Origin of the sequence: Shewanella glacialimarina, assembly GCF_020511155.1 — a bacterium.
Taxonomy (GTDB): Bacteria; Pseudomonadota; Gammaproteobacteria; order Enterobacterales; family Shewanellaceae; genus Shewanella; species Shewanella glacialimarina.
Window position 1 is genome coordinate 617,463 of the sequence record NZ_CP041216.1, and the last position, 22,062, is coordinate 639,524.

Below are 22,062 nucleotides of genomic sequence, written 5' to 3' on the forward strand. Positions count from 1 at the left end.
GTATCTTACAACGGATGATAGCTTATCATAATCTTCATCAATGACAGATTTATGTCATATATCCTCACTAACAAAACAGCACTTATCGCATTGTAGAATTAAAAAATCCTGCAATGTTTAAATTGCAGGATTGAAGTATTATTTAACCACAGCTTTGGTTAAGCGCTTATTATCCCTAGTTGAGGTTATTTACTTTGCTGTTTAAATGCCTGCAATGTCTGCAGTAGAATGGCCAACTTTTTAACAAATGCCTCAATCGTTTCTGGTGCTGTGTGGACACTTTCTTGTATGGTTTCAAATTCTGTGGCAAGTTCTTGAACATACGGTAAAAAGCGATTGCTGCTCTGGCTAAAGCCATGTTCTTCTGTAAATATAGCAACAAACTTACCGTGACCCGCCTTACGAAGTTCATCTAAGCGAATATCACAGTCAATGGCTTGTCTGTAAGCGACTTGCAGGTTTTCTTTTAACTGTTGAATGACTTTGGTATACGGCATAAGAGTCTCTAAATCTAACGATGCATTTTTACAAATTATAAGGTTCTGACATGGATGCAACAAGGAAAAGTCATCATAGTGTGAATATGAATATACAAATGTTAGCTATATTGAGTCTTAACGGGGAGAGAGTAATGCTTTTTTTTAAGCATATATTATTGATTGTATTGGCAAATTTTTTTATTTCGCCGCAGTTATATGCCGCGCAAGATGATAAACCCCCTTTCTATAAAGTGACCTGGAAAAATCAGCAAGCTTATTTACTGGGCTCTATTCATGTGGGTAAGGCTGACTTTTATCCTATGGCGCCTCAAATTGAGCGTGCTTTTGAGCAAAGTGCTGCCTTGGTGTTAGAAGCTGATATTAACAAGGCTGATATCATGGGGTTATTACAACAATACGGCTACGCAGAGGCAGCATTAATTGAGCAAGCCAAACTAGTTACAGTGAAGTATTGCCAGTCAATGGAGCAATTTTGTGTAGCGATTCAGCAATTTGCGCCTTGGCTGCAAGCTGCACAAATCAGCATGATGCGCTTTACCGCGTTAGGATATAGCGCAGAGCAAGGTGTCGACGTCTCCTTTGCTGCAATACGCCAATCCAAACCTCTATTTGAACTTGAAAGTGTGGCTTTTCAATTTGAGTTGATTTCATCTTTTAGTAGGCAAAGCCAAATTCAAATGTTAGACGAGGCGGTAAATGCCACTGATGCCGAAATGCTCGAGTTAATCGCAGCATGGCGTAACGGCGATGAAAAACAGTTAGCCAATATTATGGAGCAGCAAGCTGGAGAATCAGACGAGTTGTTGAGTAAATTGCTATGGCAGCGAAATCACACCATGAGTGACAAAATGCTAGTATTGATGCACCAAAAAACTCAGCAACCACTGTTTTTTATTATCGGTGCCGGTCATTTAGTCGGGCAGCAAAATATACCTCAATTGCTGCGTCAACAAGGTGCAACAGTGCAGAATTGTTGGCAGCAAAGCTGTAATTAAAGCTGTCACTAAGTGATTAAGGATAAATAACAGGCTCAAATGATATCGAGCAGTGCTCAGCCCTGCTTAGTTATCTTTTGAAACAAGTTTAAGCTTGTTTAGCCAAAAAGTGTACATAACGACCAAGTGATAAATAGGGTTCGCGCTGCGAATAAAGTAGCTCCATCTCTATCAGCTGTTTAATATCGAAATTAGGCGGTAATTGATGCTTTAAATAATCATTAATTACCCGAACACCAGACTGAGAAACTATTTGTAGTTGCCATTGGTTAAACCATTGGCGAACATCTTCGATATATAAAGGATGTGTAGGAGTTAAACCGACTTTCTTTTTGACTTTCATATCACGCATGACATAGTCGAAGTTGCCAGAAACTAAGCTGTGAAACCGCATTGCCTCTTTGTTGTAGAACATTAAAGAGAATAGGCCTTGTGGCTTTAATAAGGATAATAATCCCTGCAGTGTTGATTGTGCATCGATTAACCATTCGGCCACAGCATGGCATAAAATGATATCAAACTGGCCATTAAGCTCAGGTGTTAAAGCTTGTATAGGGCTGTGAACCAGGGTGATGTTTAACGGAGTTTCACTTGCTTCAATTTGTCGTTGTGCCTCGGCCAGCATCTGCGCTGAAATATCACAAAGCACCACTTCGTGTCCTAGCATAGCCAACTTTTGGCTTAATAAACCAAAGCCGCCGCCAGCATCTAATATCCGTAACGGTGAATGATTTAACGCGGCCAATAAATCTATGGCAGGCTCAAGATCGCGCCACAATACTGCGGCTCTAATATCACCCTTAGTGGTGCCATAGATATTTTTAGCAAATTTTTGGCTGAGTTTATCGAAGTTAGTATCTTGCACAGTACATCTTTTTATTAGTTTGATAGGCGCTTATTCTGCAATGACTGTGGTGATGGGTAAAGCTAAAAGTAGCTGTATCTACTCATTGAACTAATGATAAATATTAAGAGTTAATTCAAGTATTTCAATTTTAGGGAAATACTGAGTTATAATATCACCACTATGGTGCAAGGCGTGCCGTTTAAAAAGGGTTGTCACATTGAGTTTCGATTACAAAATTGATTTAAAAGCGATGCCATCGCTTTTTACACTTTATCGCAAAATATTTTTTAGCCGTAAACCTGGCTGGGATAAAAAACCGTTACCTAAAATAGCGATTCAAACTGATAATGTTTTTTTATCAAATGATAAAGTACGTCAATATGCAAACGTTTGTGGCTTTCAATTTGACGAGAAAGTGTTACCACCCACTTACTTATATGTCCTTGCTTTTCGTTTACATGCGGTGATATTTGCACACAAGGCGATTACCTTCCCTTTGCTTGGTATGATCCACCTTAAAAACAGTATTAGTGTATTACGCCCGGTGAAAACGAATGAGATATTAACCGTAAAGTGTCAGCTCACTAGTAGCACTGAAACTGATGCTGGCTTGGAGTTTGTGCTTGAGTCGAGTGTTTATGCAGCAGAAGAATTAGTCTGGCAAGCGCATTCAACCTACTTGTACCGCATTGAGTCCGCCAAACGTCGTCCTCGCCCACCTCGAGCATCTGATATGGCTTGGGAAAATATACAGCAATGGCGCTTAACAGAAGACTTAGGCCGTCATTACGCTAAAGCATCGGGTGATTACAACCTCATCCATTTACACCCATTACTGTCAAAACGTTTTGGGTTTGAGCGAGTACTCGCCCATGGTATGTGGTCAAAAGCACGTTGTATGGCACAGCTAATGCAATTTATTGGCGAGCGTCCATTTACTGTTGATGTGGAATTTAAATTACCCGTATTTATGCCATCAGAAGTGACTTTTGCCTATGAATCGCTTGAAGATGGTAAGTGTTTTGAAATGCGAGATGTAAAGGGCAAGCGTCCTCATTTACATGGTAAAATGCGTTATCTAGATTAGGCTGCCCCCGCCCTTGTAACCCTCAACCCTCGTACAAGCAATACGAGGGTTATCTGATGTACTTTTGCTTAGGCAACACTGTGTCCCGTTGATGCTTGCCAAATACTGAACCATTGTTGTTTGGTTAGTACAATGCTGCTTGAGTCAACCGCACTACGAATTCGCTCAATATTACTACTGCCAATAATAGGTGTTGGTTTACTGGGTAACATAGTTACCCAGGCATAAATGACTTGACTTATATCCGTTACTCCTACCTGCTCCGCCACTTCAGTTAGACAGTTTCTTAATCGTATCGCTTGTTCTGTTTGCTCACTAAATAATGTACCGCCTCCCAAACATGACCATGCCATAGGACGTATATTTAATTGCTGGCATTGATCTAATACGCCATCGTGTAAATGGGTTAAGCATTGCGGTGATATTTCCACCTGATTGGTGATAAGCGGTTCGTCTAGTCGTGACTGTAACAAGGTGAAATGATGGGGTAAGAAGTTGGATACACCAAAGTGGTTTACTTTACCTTGCTGCTTTAATTGCAAGAAAGCTTCAGCTACTTCATCTGCTTGCATTAAAGGATCTGGACGATGAATTAATAATGCGTCTAAATAGTCGGTTTTTAGTTCGACTAGTGAACGCTCAACGCTGCGAATAATATGCTGTGTACTAGTGTCGTAATGATTGACGTAACGATTGTCAAAACCATTAAATGCGGGTTTGATACCACACTTGCTAATAAGTTGCATCTTTTGACGTAATTGAGGCGCAAGAGCAAGGGCTTCGCCGAATAAGGTTTCACATTGGTATACACCATAAATGTCAGCATGATCCATGCTGGTTACTCCAAGCTCAAGATATTGCTCAATAAGCGTAAGCCTTTGTTGAGGGGTCATGTTCCATGCATCAATACGCCAAAAACCGGCAATAAAATCTGAAAATTTAAAATGAGATGTTGTCATGAACTATCCTAATGTAATTTGATGCTAAAGTGATTCAGCATAATCAATGTACCCACAGCGCAGTCGGTACATTTTTGTCAGTGGTGATGTTATTTCTGATAGATATGCACATCGCGTTGTGGGAACGGAATACTAATTCCTTCCGCATCGAAGCGCATTTTCACTGCGCGGTTGATATCCCAGTAAACATCCCAATAATCATCGGGTTTTACCCAGGGTCTAACGATAAAGTCGACAGATGACTCGCCTAAAGTGTGCAACTTCACTATAGGCTCAGGCGTTGCTTGCACTTTTGGATGTTGCTGTACAATATCTTTTAAAATTGTTTCCGCATGCTCGATATTATCGCTATAACTGATGCCAAATGTCATATCTACACGTCGCTGGTGCTCTGCGGTAATATTATTAATAGTGTCGCCCCAAATCTTGTTATTAGGAATAATAAGACGTTGGTTATCTAGGGTTTTGATGGTTGTCGATACTAGACTCATATGGCTGACTCTTCCTGTTACGCCGGCGGCGTTAATTAAATCACCAACGTCAAAAGGGCGATACACCAAAATCATCATTCCCGATGCAAAGTTAGATAAGGTGTCTTGCAAGGCGAAACCTATAATGACACCAGCGATACCAAAACCTGCTAGCAAAGGGCCTAACTCAAAACCTAGTTGAGATAAGGCGACCAATAAACCAATGGCGAACACGGCTTTGCTCGATAACGAAATAAAGAATTCTTGTAATAATTTACTAAATTTAAGCTTAGATGCCCTGACAGTTTTAGTGGTAATTCTGGTCACTATTTTTGCTATTAAACTGCTGATAAATATTATTAATATAAAAACAATGATTTTAAAGGTAACACTTGGGCCATTGTCTAAAGCTTGATGTTTAGCAACATTTGCCCATTCTTCAAGTAAGCTGGATGCAACATTAAAATTCAGCACATCCTGGGTGATATCACCCGATATACTAAATAGGGTTTGTTTAATGTTAGTAGTGTCCTGACCTAATTGTTCTAACAGGGATGCAGCGGCCGATAAGCTGGCGCTATTTTGTGCTAGCCTTTCTTTGAGCGAACTCACGCGCTGCTTTTGCTCTGAGCTAATGTTTTCGCCTGCAGCGGTCGCTTCGCTGACTGATTTCTGTAGCTCATTCTGTGTATAAGACACTAAACTGTCTAGTCTATCGGCACGGGTTATTAAGCGTTTGGTTAGGGTTTTCTTTAAGGTTTCGACATCGAGTTTGACTTTTTCTGCCCAGATAATCGTTTCTAATTCTGCTCTAAGGTAATGATCGCGTTGAAACTCGCGTTCTGAAATTTTCAATAAGATAGTATTATCACCGCTGCCACCATCTACCTGACTGCGAAGCTGAATAATATCGGCATTAAGGTAGTGACGCACTTGCTTTAAAAATACTAATTGAGACTGTACTAGTGGAACCACAAATTCATCATCAATTTTACTGGCATTAACCAAGTTATCGATCAGGTTTCTAAGTTCTATCACTCTGGTTTTAATGCGATATTCTGTAATTGATTTAATTTCACCTTTCAAGTCTGGCAATAAATCAATATCACCTTGAATGATGGACGAGAGTGCTTCAATTTTATCGCGAGCATCAGTACTGGTTTGATGGGCAGGTTCGATTATTTGCTCGGTATTGAGTGGTGATTGAGCATGTGCGCCAGCAGTGCCTAAAATACAAGCTAGAGTAAAACTGGCAGTAATGAGCATTCTTGATATATGCAAGCTGGGCATAATTAAAAGATCCTATGAATAAACGATTTTGATTTGTGCGTGCGGGCGATGAGATATTTTATCATAAAGTGTTTATCTCGCTTAACCAATAAGCTTTTGGCATTAAGCCAATCTTAGCCCATAATACTCCACTGATTTTATAGGGTTGTAGATATACACTTAATAAGTGTTACGTTTGAAAGGTATGTTTACCCGCAAGGATTTAAGATGTTATTACAATGTGCTTTTTGTCATAAAGGGTTTTCGGTCGCCAGCGTTACGCAAAGCCGTGGTAGAGGTCTTGGATCGCATATTCAATGCCCTAAGTGTAGTGCTTGGTTAGGGCGGAATAAGTGGTTAACATCAGCCAAAATTATTGGCTTTTATGTTGCGGCAATAGCCGGTGTTGCAGGATATTATCTAGATAATGTGATGCATATTGTTACCCCAACCATCATTTTATCAGTGATATTGGTCGGGATAACACACATTATGGATCATTTAATTCTCATTGAAGCACCTGAAAAACAAGTGCCAAATATAAAGCTAGATTAGCTTATTATCTGTTCTTGGCTTTCTAAAGAGGCTTCCACCCAATAGATACCACCGAGTACAACAACGCCAATGATAACCATGGCAAGAATAATGCCGATGTTTGCACGTATAAAGTTAGTCATGGTCAGTCCTATTTTTGAGATTTAACAGAATATGCGCCAATGTTACGAACAACAGCTTAAGTTTATCTTAATTTGATTAAGTCTTTGGTTGAATAGCCTAGTCGCGCACAAATTGGCGCTAAAAGTGATTTGTAACAATCTATAGCTTGCTTTTTTACTGCTGTCTTTTAGAATTGCTGCTTATTACATCCTCTTAAGTTTGGTATTTTTGTGAGATTTAGCCTTCAGTTAAAGCAACATATCGCAATTTGGCTTTGTGCCATTTTGATGGTATTGGCTTTGGCTGCGTCAAATCACAGTACTGAACACCATGAAGACGGCGTAAATTCTCATCACTGTACTTTGTGTTTTCACCAGCATCAGCTGAATAAAGTACTGCATGCATTTTCTTTTTCTATTCCAATCCAAAAACAGCAATATGAAGTTAGTATTAACGTATCGCCTGTTTTTTCATCAGTTAGCATCTTTCATTATCACAGCCGTGGCCCTCCTTATACCGTGTAAACCCATTACAAATTGTTATTAATTTTTAATTGAATCGTCAGCAATTATTGCTTTGACGATGTTAGGTTTATGGTTTTAGTCTCGCTAAATGATATTGCGGACTAAAACGTAGGGAGCATGTATGTCTGTTTTAAAAACACCTTTATCTTTAGTCGCTATCGGCTGTGCGTTTACTTCCGTTGCCGTAATGGCGGAAGATTCAAGTTTAACTAACCCCAATATTAGTGCCGTGTTAGACGGTTATTATCAGTCGGGTGACCGTGCAATGTCTGAACGTGCCGAAGGGTTTGGTTTAGGTGAGACCGAACTGGCTATCAGTGCCAATATTGACGATATGTTTTATGGCAAAATGACCGCAGTATTAGCCAGCCACGGTGGTGATACTGAGCTGGAATTAGAAGAAGCCTTTATTCAAACTATGGCTTTGCCGGAAGGGTTATCTGTTCGCGCAGGGCGCTTCTTATCTGATGTGGGCTATCTGAATAACCAACATTTACACACAGACTCTTTTGCCGATCGCCCAGCTGCTTACCGTGCATTTTTAGGTGGTCATTATTTCGATGATGGTTTACGAGTGAGTATTGTTGCTCCAACTGATATTTACTGGAACTTAGGCCTTGAAGTGTTTCAGGGCGATAAAATGCACGCAGCTGATGAGCATGGTGAACGTGACTTTAGCAATTTAGGTGTATATACCGCTTTCACCAAGTTAGGTGGTGATATTGGTGTTGATAGCTCCTGGCAGCTTGGTCTAGCTTACCTTAGTAATGACAACGGTAAAGTGATTGGCGAAGAAGAAAACGATCATGTTGATGAGGGCGATGCTCACGGTGAGCATGATCACAGTGCGCAATATACCGGTGAAAATACCTACATTGCTGATTTTGTCTATAAATGGGCACCTAATGGTAATTATAAATATCAGCACTTAACTGTAAGTGGCGAATACTTTCGTGTGACAGACATTTTCGGTGTTGAAGAACTTGATCTGGACCACGCAGATGAGCACGACCATGGTATGTTAAGCGAAGGTGCTACTAACGACTATCATGAAGGTTGGTATGTCAGTAGCGTGTATCAATTAAGCCCAAATTGGTCTGCGGGTTTACGCTATGGTCAAGTGGATACTTTTGAAGCTCATGGCGATCATTTAGATCCACAAAAGCTAAAAGAAACTGAAATCAGTTTAGCTTGGCACAACAGCCACTTCTCAACGGTTCGCATGCAATATACTCATCAGCAAGGGACTAATTTCGAAGGTTTTGAAGACGATAATATCATCACTTTACAATATGTTATGACATTAGGAGCTCACGGTGCACATCAATTCTAGAATGATTAAAATGGCTGCAGGGCTTGCGTTAATATGCTCGGCATCTGCCAATGCAGAGTTAAATGTATTTGCTTGTGAGCCAGAATATGCTGCATTGACGCTATCACTTGCGCCTGATGCAAAAGTGTATTCCGCTACCACAGCTATGCAAGACCCGCACTTGGTGCAGGCTCGTCCAAGCTTAATTGCCAAAATGCGTCAAGCCGATTTAGTGGTTTGTGCCGGTGCTGACCTTGAAATTGGCTGGTTACCTATGTTGCAGATGAAAGCATCTAACAACAGAGTACGTTCAACTGATACAGGATTATTCTATGCTGCCGAACATACCAACACCCTAGATAAACTCGACAGTGTCGATCGTTCTATGGGGGATGTGCATGCTAAAGGTAATCCACATTTACATTTTGATCCTGTTAAGGTGCTTGAAGTCGCTCAAGGTTTATCCGCTAAATTGATCCAGTTAGATCCGGACAATAAAGCGGCTTATACACAGGCGTTGAGTCAATTTAGCGGCCAGTGGCAAGCTAAAATTCCACAATGGCAACAACAAGCACAAAGTCTGAAGGGTAAAAAAGTCATCGCTTACCATTCTAGTTTTCGTTATTTGTTTAACTGGACTGGGATTGAGCAGGTGGCAGATTTAGAGCCTAAGCCTGGTTTAGCGCCTACAAGTAGTCACTTAGCAACTTTACTTGCCCGTGCTGAAAAGGGCGATGTAATGGCGATTATTGTGGCATCTTACCAGGATGAGCGTGGTGCTGAATGGTTAGCGGAACGAGCTAATCTTAAGGTTGTTACTTTACCTATGTCGGTTGGCGGTAACGAGCAAAGTACAGACTTGATCAGTTTGTACGATAGCGTGTTGTCGTTATTAAACGGAGTGAAATAACTCATGTTTGATTTCGAACTTGCCTCCATTTTATTGCCTGCCTTAGTGGCGGGTTTGCTCGTGTTATCCACTCATGTGGTGCTAGGTCGGCAAGTGTTAAAGCGTGGCATAATCTTCATTGATTTGGCTATTGCCCAGGTTGCTGCGCTTGGCGCTATTGTGTCGCACATTGATCACGATATTGAGAATATACCTTTTTCACACGTGTGGATGCCGGCGCTGTTTGCGCTAGCTGGCGCAGGTGTAATAGCTTGGATGGCACGTAAATTTGAAGGTGAGCTTGAGGCTTTTATTGGTTGTTTTTATGTGCTTAGTGCAGTTGGGGCTATGTTGCTGTTAGCCAATGATCCCCACGGCGCTGAGCTGTTAAAACAGTTGATGTCAGGTCAAATATTGTGGGTGAGCTGGTCACAATTAATCTTACCAGCTGTAGTGTCAGCAGTTATTTTAGCCGCTATCGCGATTAGGCCTAACTTACTTGAAGGCGCTGGTTTTTACTTTCTATTTGCGATTGTCATTACTTTGTCTGTTGAGCTTGTGGGGGTCTATTTAGTCTTTAGTTCGCTAATTTTACCGGCACTCGCACTGAATAAATACTTAGGTAAAGCTAGATTAGTATTGGCTTATATGGTCGGTGTTATTGGTTATGTTAGTGGTTTATGGTTATCGGCCAGTTATGACCTACCTAGTGGTGCCGCGATTGTTGCCACTCTAGCTATCAGCGCCTTGGTATTTAGATTAGCCATTGCTCAAATCAATAAAACCTCGCCTACTGCGATGAATTAAATTATTTATTATTCATCTATAAAGACTTGTTGTTTATAAATAGTCTGTATCTTCAGGCGAAATCGACGGTTTATGTTGGTTTCGCCTTTTTTTGAGCGTACACATGTATGCAAAATTGATTGAGTCAACTTGCTGGCATCGTTATACTGTCGCCAATTAATCCGCAGGAGTCTGTTGTGCTGCTAATCGCTCGTACGTTAATACTAGCCATACTATTGTGCCTTGCTTTTGTTTTGGTACTTCTTTTATGTATCGTTCGCCCTATGCACCGTGACAATGTTCATGTTTTGGCTAGAATTTTTGCCTCAGTATCACCCGTGCTCGGCATTAAGGTGATCACCCGTCACGTGCAACCTGATGTGGTTAATCAACAGAATATCTACCTAGGTAACCATCAAAACAATTTCGACCTTTTTACCCAAACATCAGCAGTACCTAAGGCGACTGTGAGTTTAGGCAAAAAAAGCTTGGCATGGGTTCCCTTGTTTGGGCAGATTTATTGGCTAACGGGTAATATTCTAATTGATCGTAAAAACCGTTCTAGTGCATTTGATACTATGGCAAAAACGGTTAAAAAAATGCAACAAAAGCATTTGTCTGTATGGATTTTTCCGGAAGGAACCCGTTCTAGAGGCAGAGGATTACTTCCCCTTAAAGTGGGGGCGTTTCATACTGCAATAGCTGCTCAAGTGCCAGTAGTGCCAGTGTTAGCATCTTGTCAGGCACATATTAAGCTAAATCGTTGGAACAACGGTGTGGTTATTGTAGAGATGATGGCGCCAATTAGCACCCAAGGTGTAGATAAAGCAGATGCAAAGCTTTTTGCTGTGCAAGTACATACTATTATGGCTAAGCGTTTGGCTGAGTTAAATCTAGAAGCCGCTGAATTAATGGCTAAACCTGCGGCTTAAGATAACGTATAATACACAGATTATTAGCTTATTTATTTTTAAGTCATTTGGAGTACTTCATGTCCATCGAACGTCAGTTGAAAGAACAGTTAGCCGAAAACCGCGAAATTGTTGAGACCCTTATTGCTGATGGTTCTGAACCTGATGCTGAATATACAATTGAACATCATTTTTCATCAAATAACTTTGACCGTTTAGAAAAAGCGGCTGTTGAAGCATTCAAAATGGGTTTTGAAGTCAATGATGCAGAGGAAATGGAATTAGAAGATGGATCAATTATCTTCTGTTTTGATGCTATCTCAAATCATAAGTTAGAGGTTTCTTTACTTGATCAAGCTTGTGAACAGCTGATAACTATTGCTGTTAAACAAAAGGTTGATTATGACGGCTGGGGAACTTACTTCGTCGGTGATGTCGAAGAGGGTGATGAAGACGACGATGGTTATGACGACGAAGACGACTTTGAAGATGATTATGAAGATGACTATGAAGATGATGAAAACAGTGTTAAACAGCACTAGGTTCAACTGAATTTTATTTCAAAATTAGTGCTAAAGTCAGTTTTAAAACTGTTTTTTAAATTAATCACTACTGAAATGACAGTCGTTAGTGCAAAACATAAAAACCACTCTAATGAGTGGTTTTTATGTTTTTGGCTTATTAACTTGGTTTATCAGAGACTTACTCATTAGCAGTAAAAACTACACTTTGGTTGCGGCCATTTTGTTTGGCTTTATAAAGTGCTTTATCTGCACCTGATAACCAAATTGAGCTGTTATCCGTACCAGGTTTAATTTCGTTAATTCCCAAACTTACAGTTACCTTAATGATACGGTTGTCACTTATTATCTCTGATGCTTCAATTTTTTTACGTAATCTTTCTGTAAAATACAAGGCGTCCGCTGAGCCTGTTTTAGCTAATACAATAGCAAATTCCTCTCCGCCATATCGGCCCGCAGAATCAGTTTCACGCAAAGACTGCTTTAATAAATGAGCAATATGCTGAATAACTTTATCACCCGCTGGATGCCCATATGTATCATTTACATTTTTGAAGTTGTCAATATCGATCATCACCAATGTAGCTTTATCTTGATAGCGAGTATTGCGTTCATATTCACGTTCCATACAGTCTTGCCAATGTCGGCGATTATGTAATTGTGTTAATCCATCTGTCTGGCTCAACTCTTCAAGTTGCTGGTTCATTGCTTTGAGCTGCAATCTATTTATTGCGACATCGCTTATATCGTAAACAATGATACTGATGTGGGTGATGTTACCTGTCAGTGAGGCGAGCGGCAGCAATGTAATATTTTGGTACATGAAATCAGCACGGCCAGTGATTGGTCGATAGTTTTTAAATTTAAACACGTATGGCCGCTGTTCCCAGCTGATGAAAGTGCGGTTTTTGAGCATAAATACCGACTCCATTTTCTGTTTTAACCAGTCAGCTGGGACTTCTGGCAACTCTGTAAATAGGTTCTTGCCTTTAATAAAGTTCGGTGAAATGCCGCTATGGTTTTCCATAAAGCCATTCCATAGCTGAATATTGTAATTGCGATCTAACACAATCAAACCGACATCTATGGTTTGTACCATATCGATAAGCCAGTGTAGTTCGTTCATCGCATCGTGATCATTTGACATATTAACAATATCCAACCTTTAATCGAGAAGATAACCGAGCTTGAAATTAAGCGTTGGTATTGAGTCTTCGGTAAACAGTAGCAGCAAGTCGCATTGGATATTGTAATCTTCAATACGATAATTAATTTCCATAGCAAGCGTACGCTGCCACTTTTCAGAACTAGCATGTATAAGGTCGTTAACTGTACAGTGGCGGCCTAATACAATAGGATGGCTTTGACTAAACTTCATATCAAGTTGTTCAGATATACCACTTAAAAATGCACCAATGAGTACATTGCCGGTATCCATTAGTACTTCAACTTCGGTGTGAGTTTCCTCTTCACTGTTAATCTTCATCAGTTTTGCCATATCTTCAAAACTCGAATCATGAAACAGCAATAATGCTTCGCCAGCAACACCTGCCCCAATAAATCCCTGGCAAAGAGCTGATATCGATGAAGAGTCTTCAGTTGCCTTTAGTGCCATTGTCAGCTCACTGACTTCAAGTACGTTAACGTTAGGAATAGGCAATACCACGAAAACATCTAGTAATTTTGACAGTAAATCAGCTGCACGCCCCATAGCAACGTTAGCTATTTCTTGGCAAGCATCACGTAGGTCGACTTTAACCATAGGCTGGATATCAGCTTCAGCACCCTGAGTAAGGGTGAGTATGCCGTATTCTTGTAAAATATTGCTGATAGCATCAGCACTAACGGGTTTTTGGATAAAATCTAATGCACCTAAGGCTTTAACGCGCTCGTGGGCTTTTATTTGAATGTCACCGGAAACCACAATGATTAATGCAGGTAAGTCTTGCTGTTGAACGATTTGCAATACTTCATAGCCGTCCATTACCGGCATATTCAGGTCAAGGAAAACGATTTCGCCTTTTCCTGCGCGAATAGCTTCAATGCCTTCAGCGCCATTATTGGCAAAAGTCACTTCCACATCCCAGTCTTTTGGGAGTGTACGTGCCATCTGTTTTCTTGCTAATGCAGAGTCATCGCATATTAGTACAGGAATGGTCATGTTGACTTGTTGTCCTTATTTCGCCTTGATGATGCAAGTATTTACTATTACGAGGGCAGCAATACAATCTGGGCGTTCGTTTATTATTATAAGACGTTTTGCTACTTTATCTTTTATTCTAGGATACTCGTCAACAAGATGCGAAATTATTAATATTTTCATACATACATTTAACAAGATAATTATTTATATAATGCAGTTTTTAACCAATTCTACTTAAAAACGCTGTAAAAAAAGTGGATGGTTTATTTGTTGCATGTAAAGCACCGTCGACTTATTGACTTTAGCCAATAAGTCGACATGTTATATCTATTCGCTATATACGACAAACATGTTAACCTAAAATCTGGACTGACCAGTAAGGAAATGTTTCATGGGAATGGATTTAGTGACGTTTGAGATAAGACAGCATATTGCTTATGTTTGCCTTAATCGTCCCGAGAAAATGAATGCATTAAATTTTGATATGTTTGTCGCTATTAATAGCACTATTAAGCGTATTGCCAAAGACAGCAGCGTTAAAGCCGTTATTTTATCGGGTGCGCAAGGTAACTTCAGCTCAGGTTTAGATGTTAAAAGTTTGTCCAAGCAGCCATCGAAGGCTGTTTCCCTATTGTTTAAATGGTTGCCAGGTAATGCAAATTTAGCTCAACGCGTATCGATTGGTTGGCAGAGACTCCCCGTACCTGTGATTGCTGTTATACAAGGTTGTTGTTTTGGCGGTGGGACCCAAATTGTATTAGGTGCAGATATGCGTATTGCAGAGCCTTCGGCAAAGTTTTCTATTATGGAAGCTAAGTGGGGGTTGCTGCCTGATATGGCAGGGCTTGCCAGTTTAAGGCACATTATGGCTAAAGATAAAGCGCTACAGTTAACCTATAGTGCACAGATACTCACGGCAGATGATGCTTTAAAATATGGATTAGTGTCAGAGGTGACTGAGGATGCTATGGCAAGGGCTGAAGCTTTAGCTACACAATTTATGCAAACCTCACCCGATGCCATAGCGGCAATTAAACACAGTATTAATCGTAGCTGGGGCGCATCGGTTAGGCAGCTATTAAGTCGTGAGTCGTTGAGTCAGATACGTCTTTTAATCGGAAAAAACCGTGTTATCGCTGCAATTCGTCAAACTAAAAATCCTGAGAAATCTTATCAACCTCGTCAACCATGGTGGTAGAAGCGGCTCCACTCACCATTATTTGCCATAAGCGTTATCGGCCGATAACGCTTCTTGAAAATCCTTCAATTCGTTCAAGTGCTTCTTGCCAACCACTCGAGTTAGCTAAAGTTAAGTCTAATTGATACTGGCGATAGTATTTAATGGGTTTGACTTGGTTGTATTGCTTGCGCGCAGGTGCATTCGCTTGTGCTAGGGGGTGGGAGTCAGGTGAAACTAAATCTAACACCGGAATAGACATCATCACCAATTGTTCGGCTATTTGCTTACGTTGACTCGACTCTTCTATTAAGTCTTCATACTCTCGGTAGGGGTTCACTAAAATTAGCAGCTCAGGGCTTGGTATTTTCTTTTCAAAAAGTAAGTGAGTGACCATGCCAGCACTGTCATCAAAAGCGATGATAATTTTTGCGCCTGGGTATGGCTGGCCAATCGCGGTTAATTGATTTAATGCTTCAGTGAGGTTAGCTTGCTGAAAATTACGTAATTCGAGGAGTTGTGCTGAGTTATATTTAGGTACGGCTTGTTGTGCGGGTAGGCTGAGTTGCGCGTCACCGGCTTTTTTTATTTGTTCACTTTCTGTGGTGAAATTAGGTCTATATAACCCTTTTGGTGGGGTTAAACTGATCGTAGCCCAGCCCTTAGCATTGAGTTCATGGCGTAAAAAACCCACCAGTCCCATACTTTCCGCCTGGCTGTCAGACGGCCCTATGATGATAGCTAAGCCAAATTGCTGTTTACCACTCCAGGGTCTGACTAATACATCTATTTCTTTTGCTTCTACGGTGATTTTTTTTATTTCAGCGGCGGGAGTTGGGGCAAATGAAGGTTGCGCTAAAACAGCTGTGGACATTAACAATAAATAATACCAAGTACTTAATGAGCTCAAATTAACCTCTTCTTATTTATGCTATAAACCAGCCAGGGTACAAACTTGTCATACCAATAATAGCTTAATTGATTTAAAAAAGAAGCACATGCCTTTTAACGGGGCATGTGCTTCTTTTTTATGCCTATTCAAATAGATTTATTTAAATAGGTGTTAGATGTGTTTACACGTGGCTAACTAATACCATGCGTATTGCATCAAGTTGCAGCTGGCTGTCATCAATATATTCATTCAACTCTGCTATTTGGTTACGGATGTAATCCAGTTCAGCATCACGAATATTAGGGTTAACCGCTTTAAGCGCCTCAAGACGGTTTAACTCGCCACCAAGCTGATGACTCATTTTATCTTTAGCGTTGAGTACTAATTCAGATAACACCGCTTTTGCATGGCCTTCACCGTGGGCAAACAAAGGGTGCAATATTGGCTGAGAAGCATTAACAAGCTTGCTGGCAATATGACGATTAACTGCACTAAGTTGTTTATCAAAGCTTTTATAATCGACTTTGTCCGACATATTGTTGCCACTCTTATCCAGTAAAATGCGGATAGGGGTAGGTGGCATATAACGGTATAACTGAGTCGATTTTGGTGCCGAAGCATCGGCCATATAAATCAGTTCTAAAAATAAGGTTCCAGCAGGCAAAGCTTTGTTTTTCAGCACAGCAACACTGGTAGTGCCTGTTTCTGAACCGGTAATTAAATCTAAACCCGTTTGTACGATAGGATGTTCCTGCGAGATAAAGGCTATATCATCGCGTGACAATGCAGTTTCACGATCGAACGTCACAGTGACACCATCTTCAGGTAAACCTGGATAAGTTGGATATAACATGTGCTCGCTTGGACGTAAGACAATAGTGTTTTCGCCGCAATCTTCTTGATCAACGCCAATAATGTCCCATAGGCGGATGACACTGCCAATAAGGTCGGTACTGCTATCATTGTCCGCTAGGCGTTTAATCAACGCATTAGCGCGCTCACCACCGTGTGAGTTGATTTCTAATAGCTTATCTCGACCTTGTTCCATTGATTTTTTCAGTTGTTGGTATTGCTGCTTAGTGTGATTCAGTAGCAGTGTAAGTGCCTCTTCGTCGTCATTGGCCAACACTTGAATTAACTCTTCAGCAAACTGATTAAATAATACATGTCCACTTGGGCAGGTGAGTTCAAATGAATTTAATCCATCGTGATACCAACGCATCAAGCGTTCCTGAGCTGTTCCCGCTAAGTAAGGCAAATGAATTTGAATGTCATTCTTCTGCCCAATACGATCTAAACGGCCAATGCGTTGCTCGAGTAAATCTGGGTTAAGCGGTAAATCAAATAACACTAAATGACTGGCAAATTGGAAGTTGCGTCCTTCAGATCCGATTTCAGAACAAATAAGCGCCTGAGCACCACCGTCTTCCTGGGCAAAGTAAGCACCGGCTTTATCGCGCTCAATAATAGACATACCTTCATGGAATACTGTTGCCTGAATGCCTTCACGGGTACGTAGGGCTTCTTCAAGGCTTAATGCCGTTTCAGCTAAGCTGGCAATAATCAGTACTTTTTTACTGCGGTGACTTTTGAGGAACTCAATTAACCAGTCAACACGTGGGTCAAACTTCCACCATGAACTGTCGTTTTCAAAGGCTTGGTAGAGCTTTTCAGGGCTTAACGCCTGTAATGCCTTGGCTTCAGGTGTTTTAGCGCCGCCCATCATGTCATTCACGCGCTGAGCAGTAACATATTGTTCCGGCATCGTTTGCGGATAAGGATTAAAATGACGCTGTGGGAAGCCTTTTACTGAGGCGCGGCTGTTACGGTACAGTACGCGGCCAGTGCCATGACGGTCTAATAATTCTTGTAACAACTCGTCGCGGGCTTCTTGTTGTTGTGTTTCATCAACATCAGTTGCTTGAATTAATCGAATGTTAGGCTCGATGTCTTTCTCTGACAATAACTCAGTTAAGCTGTTGATTGCATCTTGGCTTAAATTATCATTAGACGCCAAAGCTTGGGCTGCATCGGCAACATCTTTATAGCTGTTTTCTTCGCTTAAGAAAGCGTCGTAATCATAAAAACGATCGGGATCGAGCAGACGTAAACGAGCAAAGTGACTTTGGTGACCCAGTTGATCCGGTGTTGCTGTGAGTAATAAAACCCCAGGTACAACTTCACTGAGTGCTTCAACTATTTTATATGCACGGCTTGGTGCATCTTCTGACCATTCTAAATGGTGAGCTTCATCGACCACCAATAAATCCCAATCGGCATCTAATGCCTGATCAAGACGTTTCTTTTTACGCAATAACTCAAGCGAACAAATCACTAATTGCTCGGTATAAAAAGGGTTATCGTTATCGGCATAGGCTTCAACGCAGCGGTCTTCATCAAATACTGAAAACCTGAGGTTAAAGCGGCGCAACATTTCCACTAACCATTGGTGACGCAAGGTATCTGGTACTATCACCAAAATGCGTTCAGCACGACCGGTTAGTAATTGTTGGTGGATGATTAACCCTGCTTCAATGGTTTTACCTAAGCCGACTTCATCAGCAAGCAATACTCTTGGCGCATAACGGCGACCCACTTCATGGGCAATCCATTGTTGATGTGCAATTAAGCCTACACGTGGACCTTGTAAACCTAATAAATCAGAGGTGGCTAATTTGTGACGTAACAATTGACATTGGTATCGCACGCCAAAACGTTCTAAGCGATCAATTTGACCGGCAAACAAGCGGTCTTGTGGCTTATTAAAACGAATATTATGGCTCAGTAATGTTTCTCTTAAACTGACCTTCTCTTGGGTGTCGCTGTGGATCCCGTGATAAACAATAATTTGATCTTTTTGTTCAATTTCTTCAACGGTTAGTTTCCAGCCGTCACCGCTTTCAATGCAATCGCCAGGATTAAAAATGACCCTTGTTAATGGTGCTTCAGCACGGGAGAACATCCGGTTCTCTCCAGTGGCAGGAAATAATAATGTGACCATCCGGCCTTCAACTTGCACAACTGTGCCTAATCCTAGTTCTGACTCGGTATCACTGATCCAGCGTTGACCTAAAGCAAACGGCATCTTCAACTCTCATGTTTAAAGCGGGAAACAAAAAGGGGGCGTATATTATCTCAAACCCATCCAAATTTAAAATTTTAGCACTTAATTAGACAGATATTTTTAAATTATCCTAAGTTAGCGCTGAAACGAGCATTTTGAAGTGGCTTGGTTATATTGTGCTAGAGTGTAAAACACTGTAATTAAATACCTCATATAAAGGTCTATTCATTTAGATTCCAATGATAGGGTTAGGTTTTTGATGTTAAGCCACTATATTTCAACGCTAGATCAAAGTGTTTCATTTTTAACGCAATTGCAGCAAAGAGACTATTGTAAGTTGGCTGACGGTATGTCGAGCAGTATAGGTGTTCATGCTAGACATATTTTAGATCATTTTATGTCGTTACAGACTTGTCTTGAAACGGGTCTAGTTGATTATGAAAATCGTCGAAGAGGCTCACTGGTTGAAACCTCATTACCCGAGGCATTGAATCAATTTAATAATATAAAGCAGTGGATGCTAGCGCTGACTGAAGCGGATATTAGCCAAGTGGTGCTGGTTCATTCTGATGTTGGTATCAATTAAACTCATATCATTGAAGTAGAGAGTACTTTAGGCAGAGAACTTATGTTTGCCTGTAGTCATGCCATTCATCACTATTCAACCTTAAAACTGATATTCCAGTTAATCGGTGGTAAAACCCATGCTGAATTTGGATTGGCTCCTTCAACTACGAGTTTTAATCGAAAACAATGCGCACATTAAGCTGGTTTATCACTAAAAGCGGGTATGAAGTCTTTTTTAATCCTCAGTTTAAGAATTGGCTAGACGATGGCTGTTTGCTTAGGTGTTTACTTGGCTAAGTTCGAGGTCATTATGCCTGAGATGTATGAACATTATGTTGTAGATAAGCCTCAGCCCCTTGCCCAAGATACAGTTTTAGTAAGCGTTCTGGTGCGTGAGGCAAGTCTACACTAAGCAATAACCCCGGTGTTTCGGCAAAGTTGGGGTCGATGCCCACACAGTAAAACTTAGCACCCAATTGGTGATATAGCTTTACCAATACCGGCAACCCTTTACCGTCAGGTTCAATTTGCTTGACCAATAACTCTAAAATTTCGATATCGGCAGGGTAGCTGGCTAAATACTGCTTAATATCATTTGGCACATCAACATCGAACTGTTTTTTGGGCTTAACATCAGAAGATGAGGTCACCAGAAATTGTTCAATTAACCGCACACTGATAGGCGTATATTGCTTACTTAAAGACACTGTGCCGTATAAGGTGCGATATTGTGGGAACTTGCACACAAACGCGCCAATGCCCTTAAACAATAATAGTAAACCATGAAAGCTACGCTGATGACTGGCAACTACAAATGATCGACCCATTTCAAGACAGGGCTGTTGTTGATTGATAAATTCAGCGCTAAAGTCAAACATACGGTTTAAATACAGTTGAGATACACCGCCCTGTGCGAGTAAATTATCGGTTTGCCCCATGCGATATGCACCCGTAATTGCCTGATTTTGAGTGTCGTAGACAAATAAATGAGTATAAGTGTCATCGAATGCGTCACCGTCCTGGGGTAAGCCACTGCCTTCATCAAACTGTCTGAAGTTTTCCTCCCGTAAGCGACGAATGTCTTCAATGACAGCTGGGCATTGGGCGCGAGATGCGTAGTACACTTTAAAATACTTATACTGGAGTAAGCACTGATCTTGCGGAAGTTGGCTTATTTCGTTGTCTAGATTGTGCGGTAATTGCGAGGCTGCAAGAGGCAACATTTCAGGTGCCTTGCATACCGGCCATTGGTGTTGGTACTCAGGGGCATGCAAGTATGTCATTAAACGGGCAATATCAGTCGTCATTTGTGTTTTCTCTGGTAAAGATGGCAATAATGTGGCTTGGCCAAAAGTGACCTCAACGGTTCTCCCTTTGCTGTTTAGCATTTCTCTGATCAGTAATAACATTCTAAAACGAAAGTATATTTTTCCCATAAAATAGAAAAAGTCGCTGTTTTTTCCTGAAATAAAACAGGGTATTAAAGGTGCTTGGGTGAAAGAGGTCAGTGCGCCCACTATTCGATGCCATTGGTGATCTGTCACCTGACCATCACGACCGGGATAACTGACCCGTCCTGCAGGAAACAGCACTAATAAGCCGCCCTGGGCCAAGTGGTCTTTGCAGGCTCTTAGCGATTTAGCATTGCCTTTCGCACCAGGAACAAGTGGGTTGGTAAAAATAAAGAAGTCGGCTAATTCTGGAATGATTTTCAATGCTTGATTAGCGAGTATTTTGACATCACCCCGCACTGAAGATAATAAAAAAGCCAAAATAACGCCTTCAATTCCGCCATAGGGGTGATTCGCCACCACGATAGCAGCTCCCTTTGGTGGGATAAGCTGAGGTAAATTGGTTTGGCTTTTTACTGTCAACTCAAATACATCAACAAAGCGCGTTGCAAAGGCTTTTTTCTCTAGTCCTTTTAACCCCGAATCTTGATAGACACGATTTAATTGGCTAATGCCTAAAAGGTAATCGACTAGGGTTATCAATAATTTTGAAAAAAAACTACGAGGCTTTTTCGGTAACAGATTGTTAAGACTCAACTGCGGCATATTATTGTTAAACCCTGTAACAAGATTAATTGAGCATCAAGCAGTGTTTTATACTGCTGTAGTTGGCGGGTACCTCTTCCGCAACTAAGTCCGTATTTAAGCTGACGGAATGCAACACTGGGCTGATTTAAGTTATTTACTATAAAGATATGTTTGAATAACATCGAGTTATTGTTTAAAAAATTGAGCAATCGTTTGAAATAGAGACATTTCTTTGACAACCCTCTTTTCTGAGGGCTTCACTTTTAGGTGTAAACCAATATGCAGCTTTCTCATGTATTTACCTTCATCAACATGATTAACACCGCTGCAAACGTCTGTCTTTATTCTGGGCTCATACTGGCCATAAAACTGCACAATGGCAGCTTAAAGTAAATGGTGGTTGGCAATGTCCTTGGTGTAACACATTAGTTTATCTCTAATGTTATTAAGCAA

At 40.9% G+C, this 22,062-nt stretch carries 21 protein-coding genes; 11 read left to right on the forward strand and 10 right to left on the reverse strand.

The window, feature by feature from the left end:
• Positions 1 to 185: 185 nt before the first annotated feature.
• Positions 186 to 497, reverse strand: a complete 312-nt coding sequence (locus FJ709_RS02500; protein WP_226413135.1) for a prephenate dehydrogenase — start codon at positions 495 to 497, stop codon at positions 186 to 188.
• 134 nt (positions 498 to 631) lie between these two features.
• Between FJ709_RS02500 and FJ709_RS02505 the strand changes: the two genes are divergently transcribed.
• Positions 632 to 1,495, forward strand: a complete 864-nt coding sequence (locus tag FJ709_RS02505; RefSeq protein WP_226413137.1) for a TraB/GumN family protein — start codon at positions 632 to 634, stop codon at positions 1,493 to 1,495.
• An 88-nt stretch (positions 1,496 to 1,583) separates the two neighbouring features.
• On the opposite strand, the gene FJ709_RS02510 is transcribed toward FJ709_RS02505, so the two are convergent.
• On the reverse strand, positions 1,584 to 2,360 hold the full coding sequence (locus FJ709_RS02510) for a methyltransferase domain-containing protein (RefSeq protein WP_226413139.1): 777 nt from the start codon (positions 2,358 to 2,360) through the stop codon (positions 1,584 to 1,586).
• A 232-nt stretch (positions 2,361 to 2,592) separates the two neighbouring features.
• Here FJ709_RS02510 and FJ709_RS02515 point away from each other — a divergent pair, with 232 nt between their 5' ends.
• Positions 2,593 to 3,429, forward strand: a complete 837-nt coding sequence (locus FJ709_RS02515; RefSeq protein WP_404830039.1) for a MaoC family dehydratase — start codon at positions 2,593 to 2,595, stop codon at positions 3,427 to 3,429.
• Positions 3,430 to 3,497: 68 nt separating this feature from the next.
• Here FJ709_RS02515 and FJ709_RS02520 read toward each other — a convergent pair whose 3' ends face one another.
• Together FJ709_RS02520 and FJ709_RS02525 are read right to left on the reverse strand one after the other, a co-directional pair.
• Complete coding sequence (locus FJ709_RS02520) at positions 3,498 to 4,388, reverse strand: aldo/keto reductase (RefSeq protein ID WP_226413143.1); 891 nt, start codon at positions 4,386 to 4,388, stop codon at positions 3,498 to 3,500.
• A gap of 89 nt (positions 4,389 to 4,477) precedes the next feature.
• Complete coding sequence (locus FJ709_RS02525; protein ID WP_226413145.1) at positions 4,478 to 6,148, reverse strand: mechanosensitive ion channel family protein; 1,671 nt, start codon at positions 6,146 to 6,148, stop codon at positions 4,478 to 4,480.
• Between the two features lie 207 nt (positions 6,149 to 6,355).
• Between FJ709_RS02525 and FJ709_RS02530 the strand changes: the two genes are divergently transcribed.
• The gene (locus FJ709_RS02530) at positions 6,356 to 6,682 is read left to right on the forward strand and encodes a hypothetical protein (protein WP_226413147.1); all 327 of its coding nucleotides are present in this window, start codon (positions 6,356 to 6,358) and stop codon (positions 6,680 to 6,682) included.
• Here the strand turns inward: FJ709_RS02530 and FJ709_RS19580 are convergent.
• Positions 6,679 to 6,804, reverse strand: a complete 126-nt coding sequence (locus FJ709_RS19580; protein ID WP_264177953.1) for a hypothetical protein — start codon at positions 6,802 to 6,804, stop codon at positions 6,679 to 6,681. The two genes, FJ709_RS02530 and FJ709_RS19580, sit on opposite strands and share 4 nt — an antisense overlap.
• 210 nt (positions 6,805 to 7,014) lie before the next feature.
• Here FJ709_RS19580 and FJ709_RS02535 point away from each other — a divergent pair, with 210 nt between their 5' ends.
• The 6 genes from FJ709_RS02535 to rraB all read left to right on the forward strand — a co-directional run bounded on the left by FJ709_RS02535 (position 7,015) and on the right by rraB (position 11,748).
• Positions 7,015 to 7,308, forward strand: a complete 294-nt coding sequence (locus FJ709_RS02535) for an ABC-type zinc uptake system zinc chaperone (protein ID WP_226413149.1) — start codon at positions 7,015 to 7,017, stop codon at positions 7,306 to 7,308.
• A gap of 121 nt (positions 7,309 to 7,429) precedes the next feature.
• Positions 7,430 to 8,641, forward strand: coding sequence for a porin family protein (locus tag FJ709_RS02540; RefSeq protein WP_226413151.1), 1,212 nt, complete (start codon positions 7,430 to 7,432; stop codon positions 8,639 to 8,641).
• A complete protein-coding gene (locus tag FJ709_RS02545) occupies positions 8,625 to 9,530 on the forward strand; it encodes a metal ABC transporter solute-binding protein, Zn/Mn family (RefSeq protein ID WP_226413153.1) in 906 nt (301 codons plus the stop codon). The genes FJ709_RS02540 and FJ709_RS02545 overlap by 17 nt, the downstream gene beginning before the upstream one ends.
• Positions 9,531 to 9,533: 3 nt before the next feature.
• Positions 9,534 to 10,316 (forward strand): metal ABC transporter permease, encoded by a 783-nt coding sequence (locus FJ709_RS02550; RefSeq protein WP_226413155.1) that lies wholly within the window; start codon positions 9,534 to 9,536, stop codon positions 10,314 to 10,316.
• A 176-nt stretch (positions 10,317 to 10,492) separates the two neighbouring features.
• Entirely contained in the window at positions 10,493 to 11,227 is a 735-nt protein-coding gene (locus FJ709_RS02555) for a 1-acylglycerol-3-phosphate O-acyltransferase (protein ID WP_226413157.1), read from the forward strand.
• A 59-nt stretch (positions 11,228 to 11,286) separates the two neighbouring features.
• The gene (gene rraB / locus FJ709_RS02560) at positions 11,287 to 11,748 is read left to right on the forward strand and encodes a ribonuclease E inhibitor RraB (protein ID WP_226413159.1); all 462 of its coding nucleotides are present in this window, start codon (positions 11,287 to 11,289) and stop codon (positions 11,746 to 11,748) included.
• Between the two features lie 160 nt (positions 11,749 to 11,908).
• Here rraB and FJ709_RS02565 read toward each other — a convergent pair whose 3' ends face one another.
• Complete coding sequence (locus tag FJ709_RS02565; RefSeq protein WP_226413161.1) at positions 11,909 to 12,874, reverse strand: sensor domain-containing diguanylate cyclase; 966 nt, start codon at positions 12,872 to 12,874, stop codon at positions 11,909 to 11,911.
• Between the two features lie 18 nt (positions 12,875 to 12,892).
• Positions 12,893 to 13,888, reverse strand: a complete 996-nt coding sequence (locus FJ709_RS02570; protein WP_226413163.1) for a response regulator — start codon at positions 13,886 to 13,888, stop codon at positions 12,893 to 12,895.
• Between the two features lie 373 nt (positions 13,889 to 14,261).
• On the opposite strand from FJ709_RS02570, the gene FJ709_RS02575 reads away from it, so the two are divergent.
• Positions 14,262 to 15,068 carry a crotonase/enoyl-CoA hydratase family protein gene (locus FJ709_RS02575; RefSeq protein ID WP_226413165.1) on the forward strand — a complete coding sequence of 269 codons (807 nt, stop codon included), beginning with the start codon at positions 14,262 to 14,264 and terminating at the stop codon, positions 15,066 to 15,068.
• 34 nt (positions 15,069 to 15,102) lie between these two features.
• On the opposite strand, the gene FJ709_RS02580 is transcribed toward FJ709_RS02575, so the two are convergent.
• A complete protein-coding gene (locus FJ709_RS02580) occupies positions 15,103 to 15,957 on the reverse strand; it encodes a DUF3530 family protein (protein WP_226413167.1) in 855 nt (284 codons plus the stop codon).
• 163 nt (positions 15,958 to 16,120) lie between these two features.
• Complete coding sequence (gene rapA, locus FJ709_RS02585; protein WP_226413169.1) at positions 16,121 to 19,024, reverse strand: RNA polymerase-associated protein RapA; 2,904 nt, start codon at positions 19,022 to 19,024, stop codon at positions 16,121 to 16,123.
• A gap of 238 nt (positions 19,025 to 19,262) precedes the next feature.
• On the opposite strand from rapA, the gene FJ709_RS02590 reads away from it, so the two are divergent.
• Positions 19,263 to 19,589, forward strand: a complete 327-nt coding sequence (locus FJ709_RS02590; RefSeq protein WP_226413171.1) for a hypothetical protein — start codon at positions 19,263 to 19,265, stop codon at positions 19,587 to 19,589.
• Between the two features lie 289 nt (positions 19,590 to 19,878).
• On the opposite strand, the gene FJ709_RS02595 is transcribed toward FJ709_RS02590, so the two are convergent.
• A complete protein-coding gene (locus FJ709_RS02595; RefSeq protein WP_226413173.1) occupies positions 19,879 to 21,627 on the reverse strand; it encodes a lysophospholipid acyltransferase family protein in 1,749 nt (582 codons plus the stop codon).
• Positions 21,628 to 22,062: the final 435 nt, after the last annotated feature.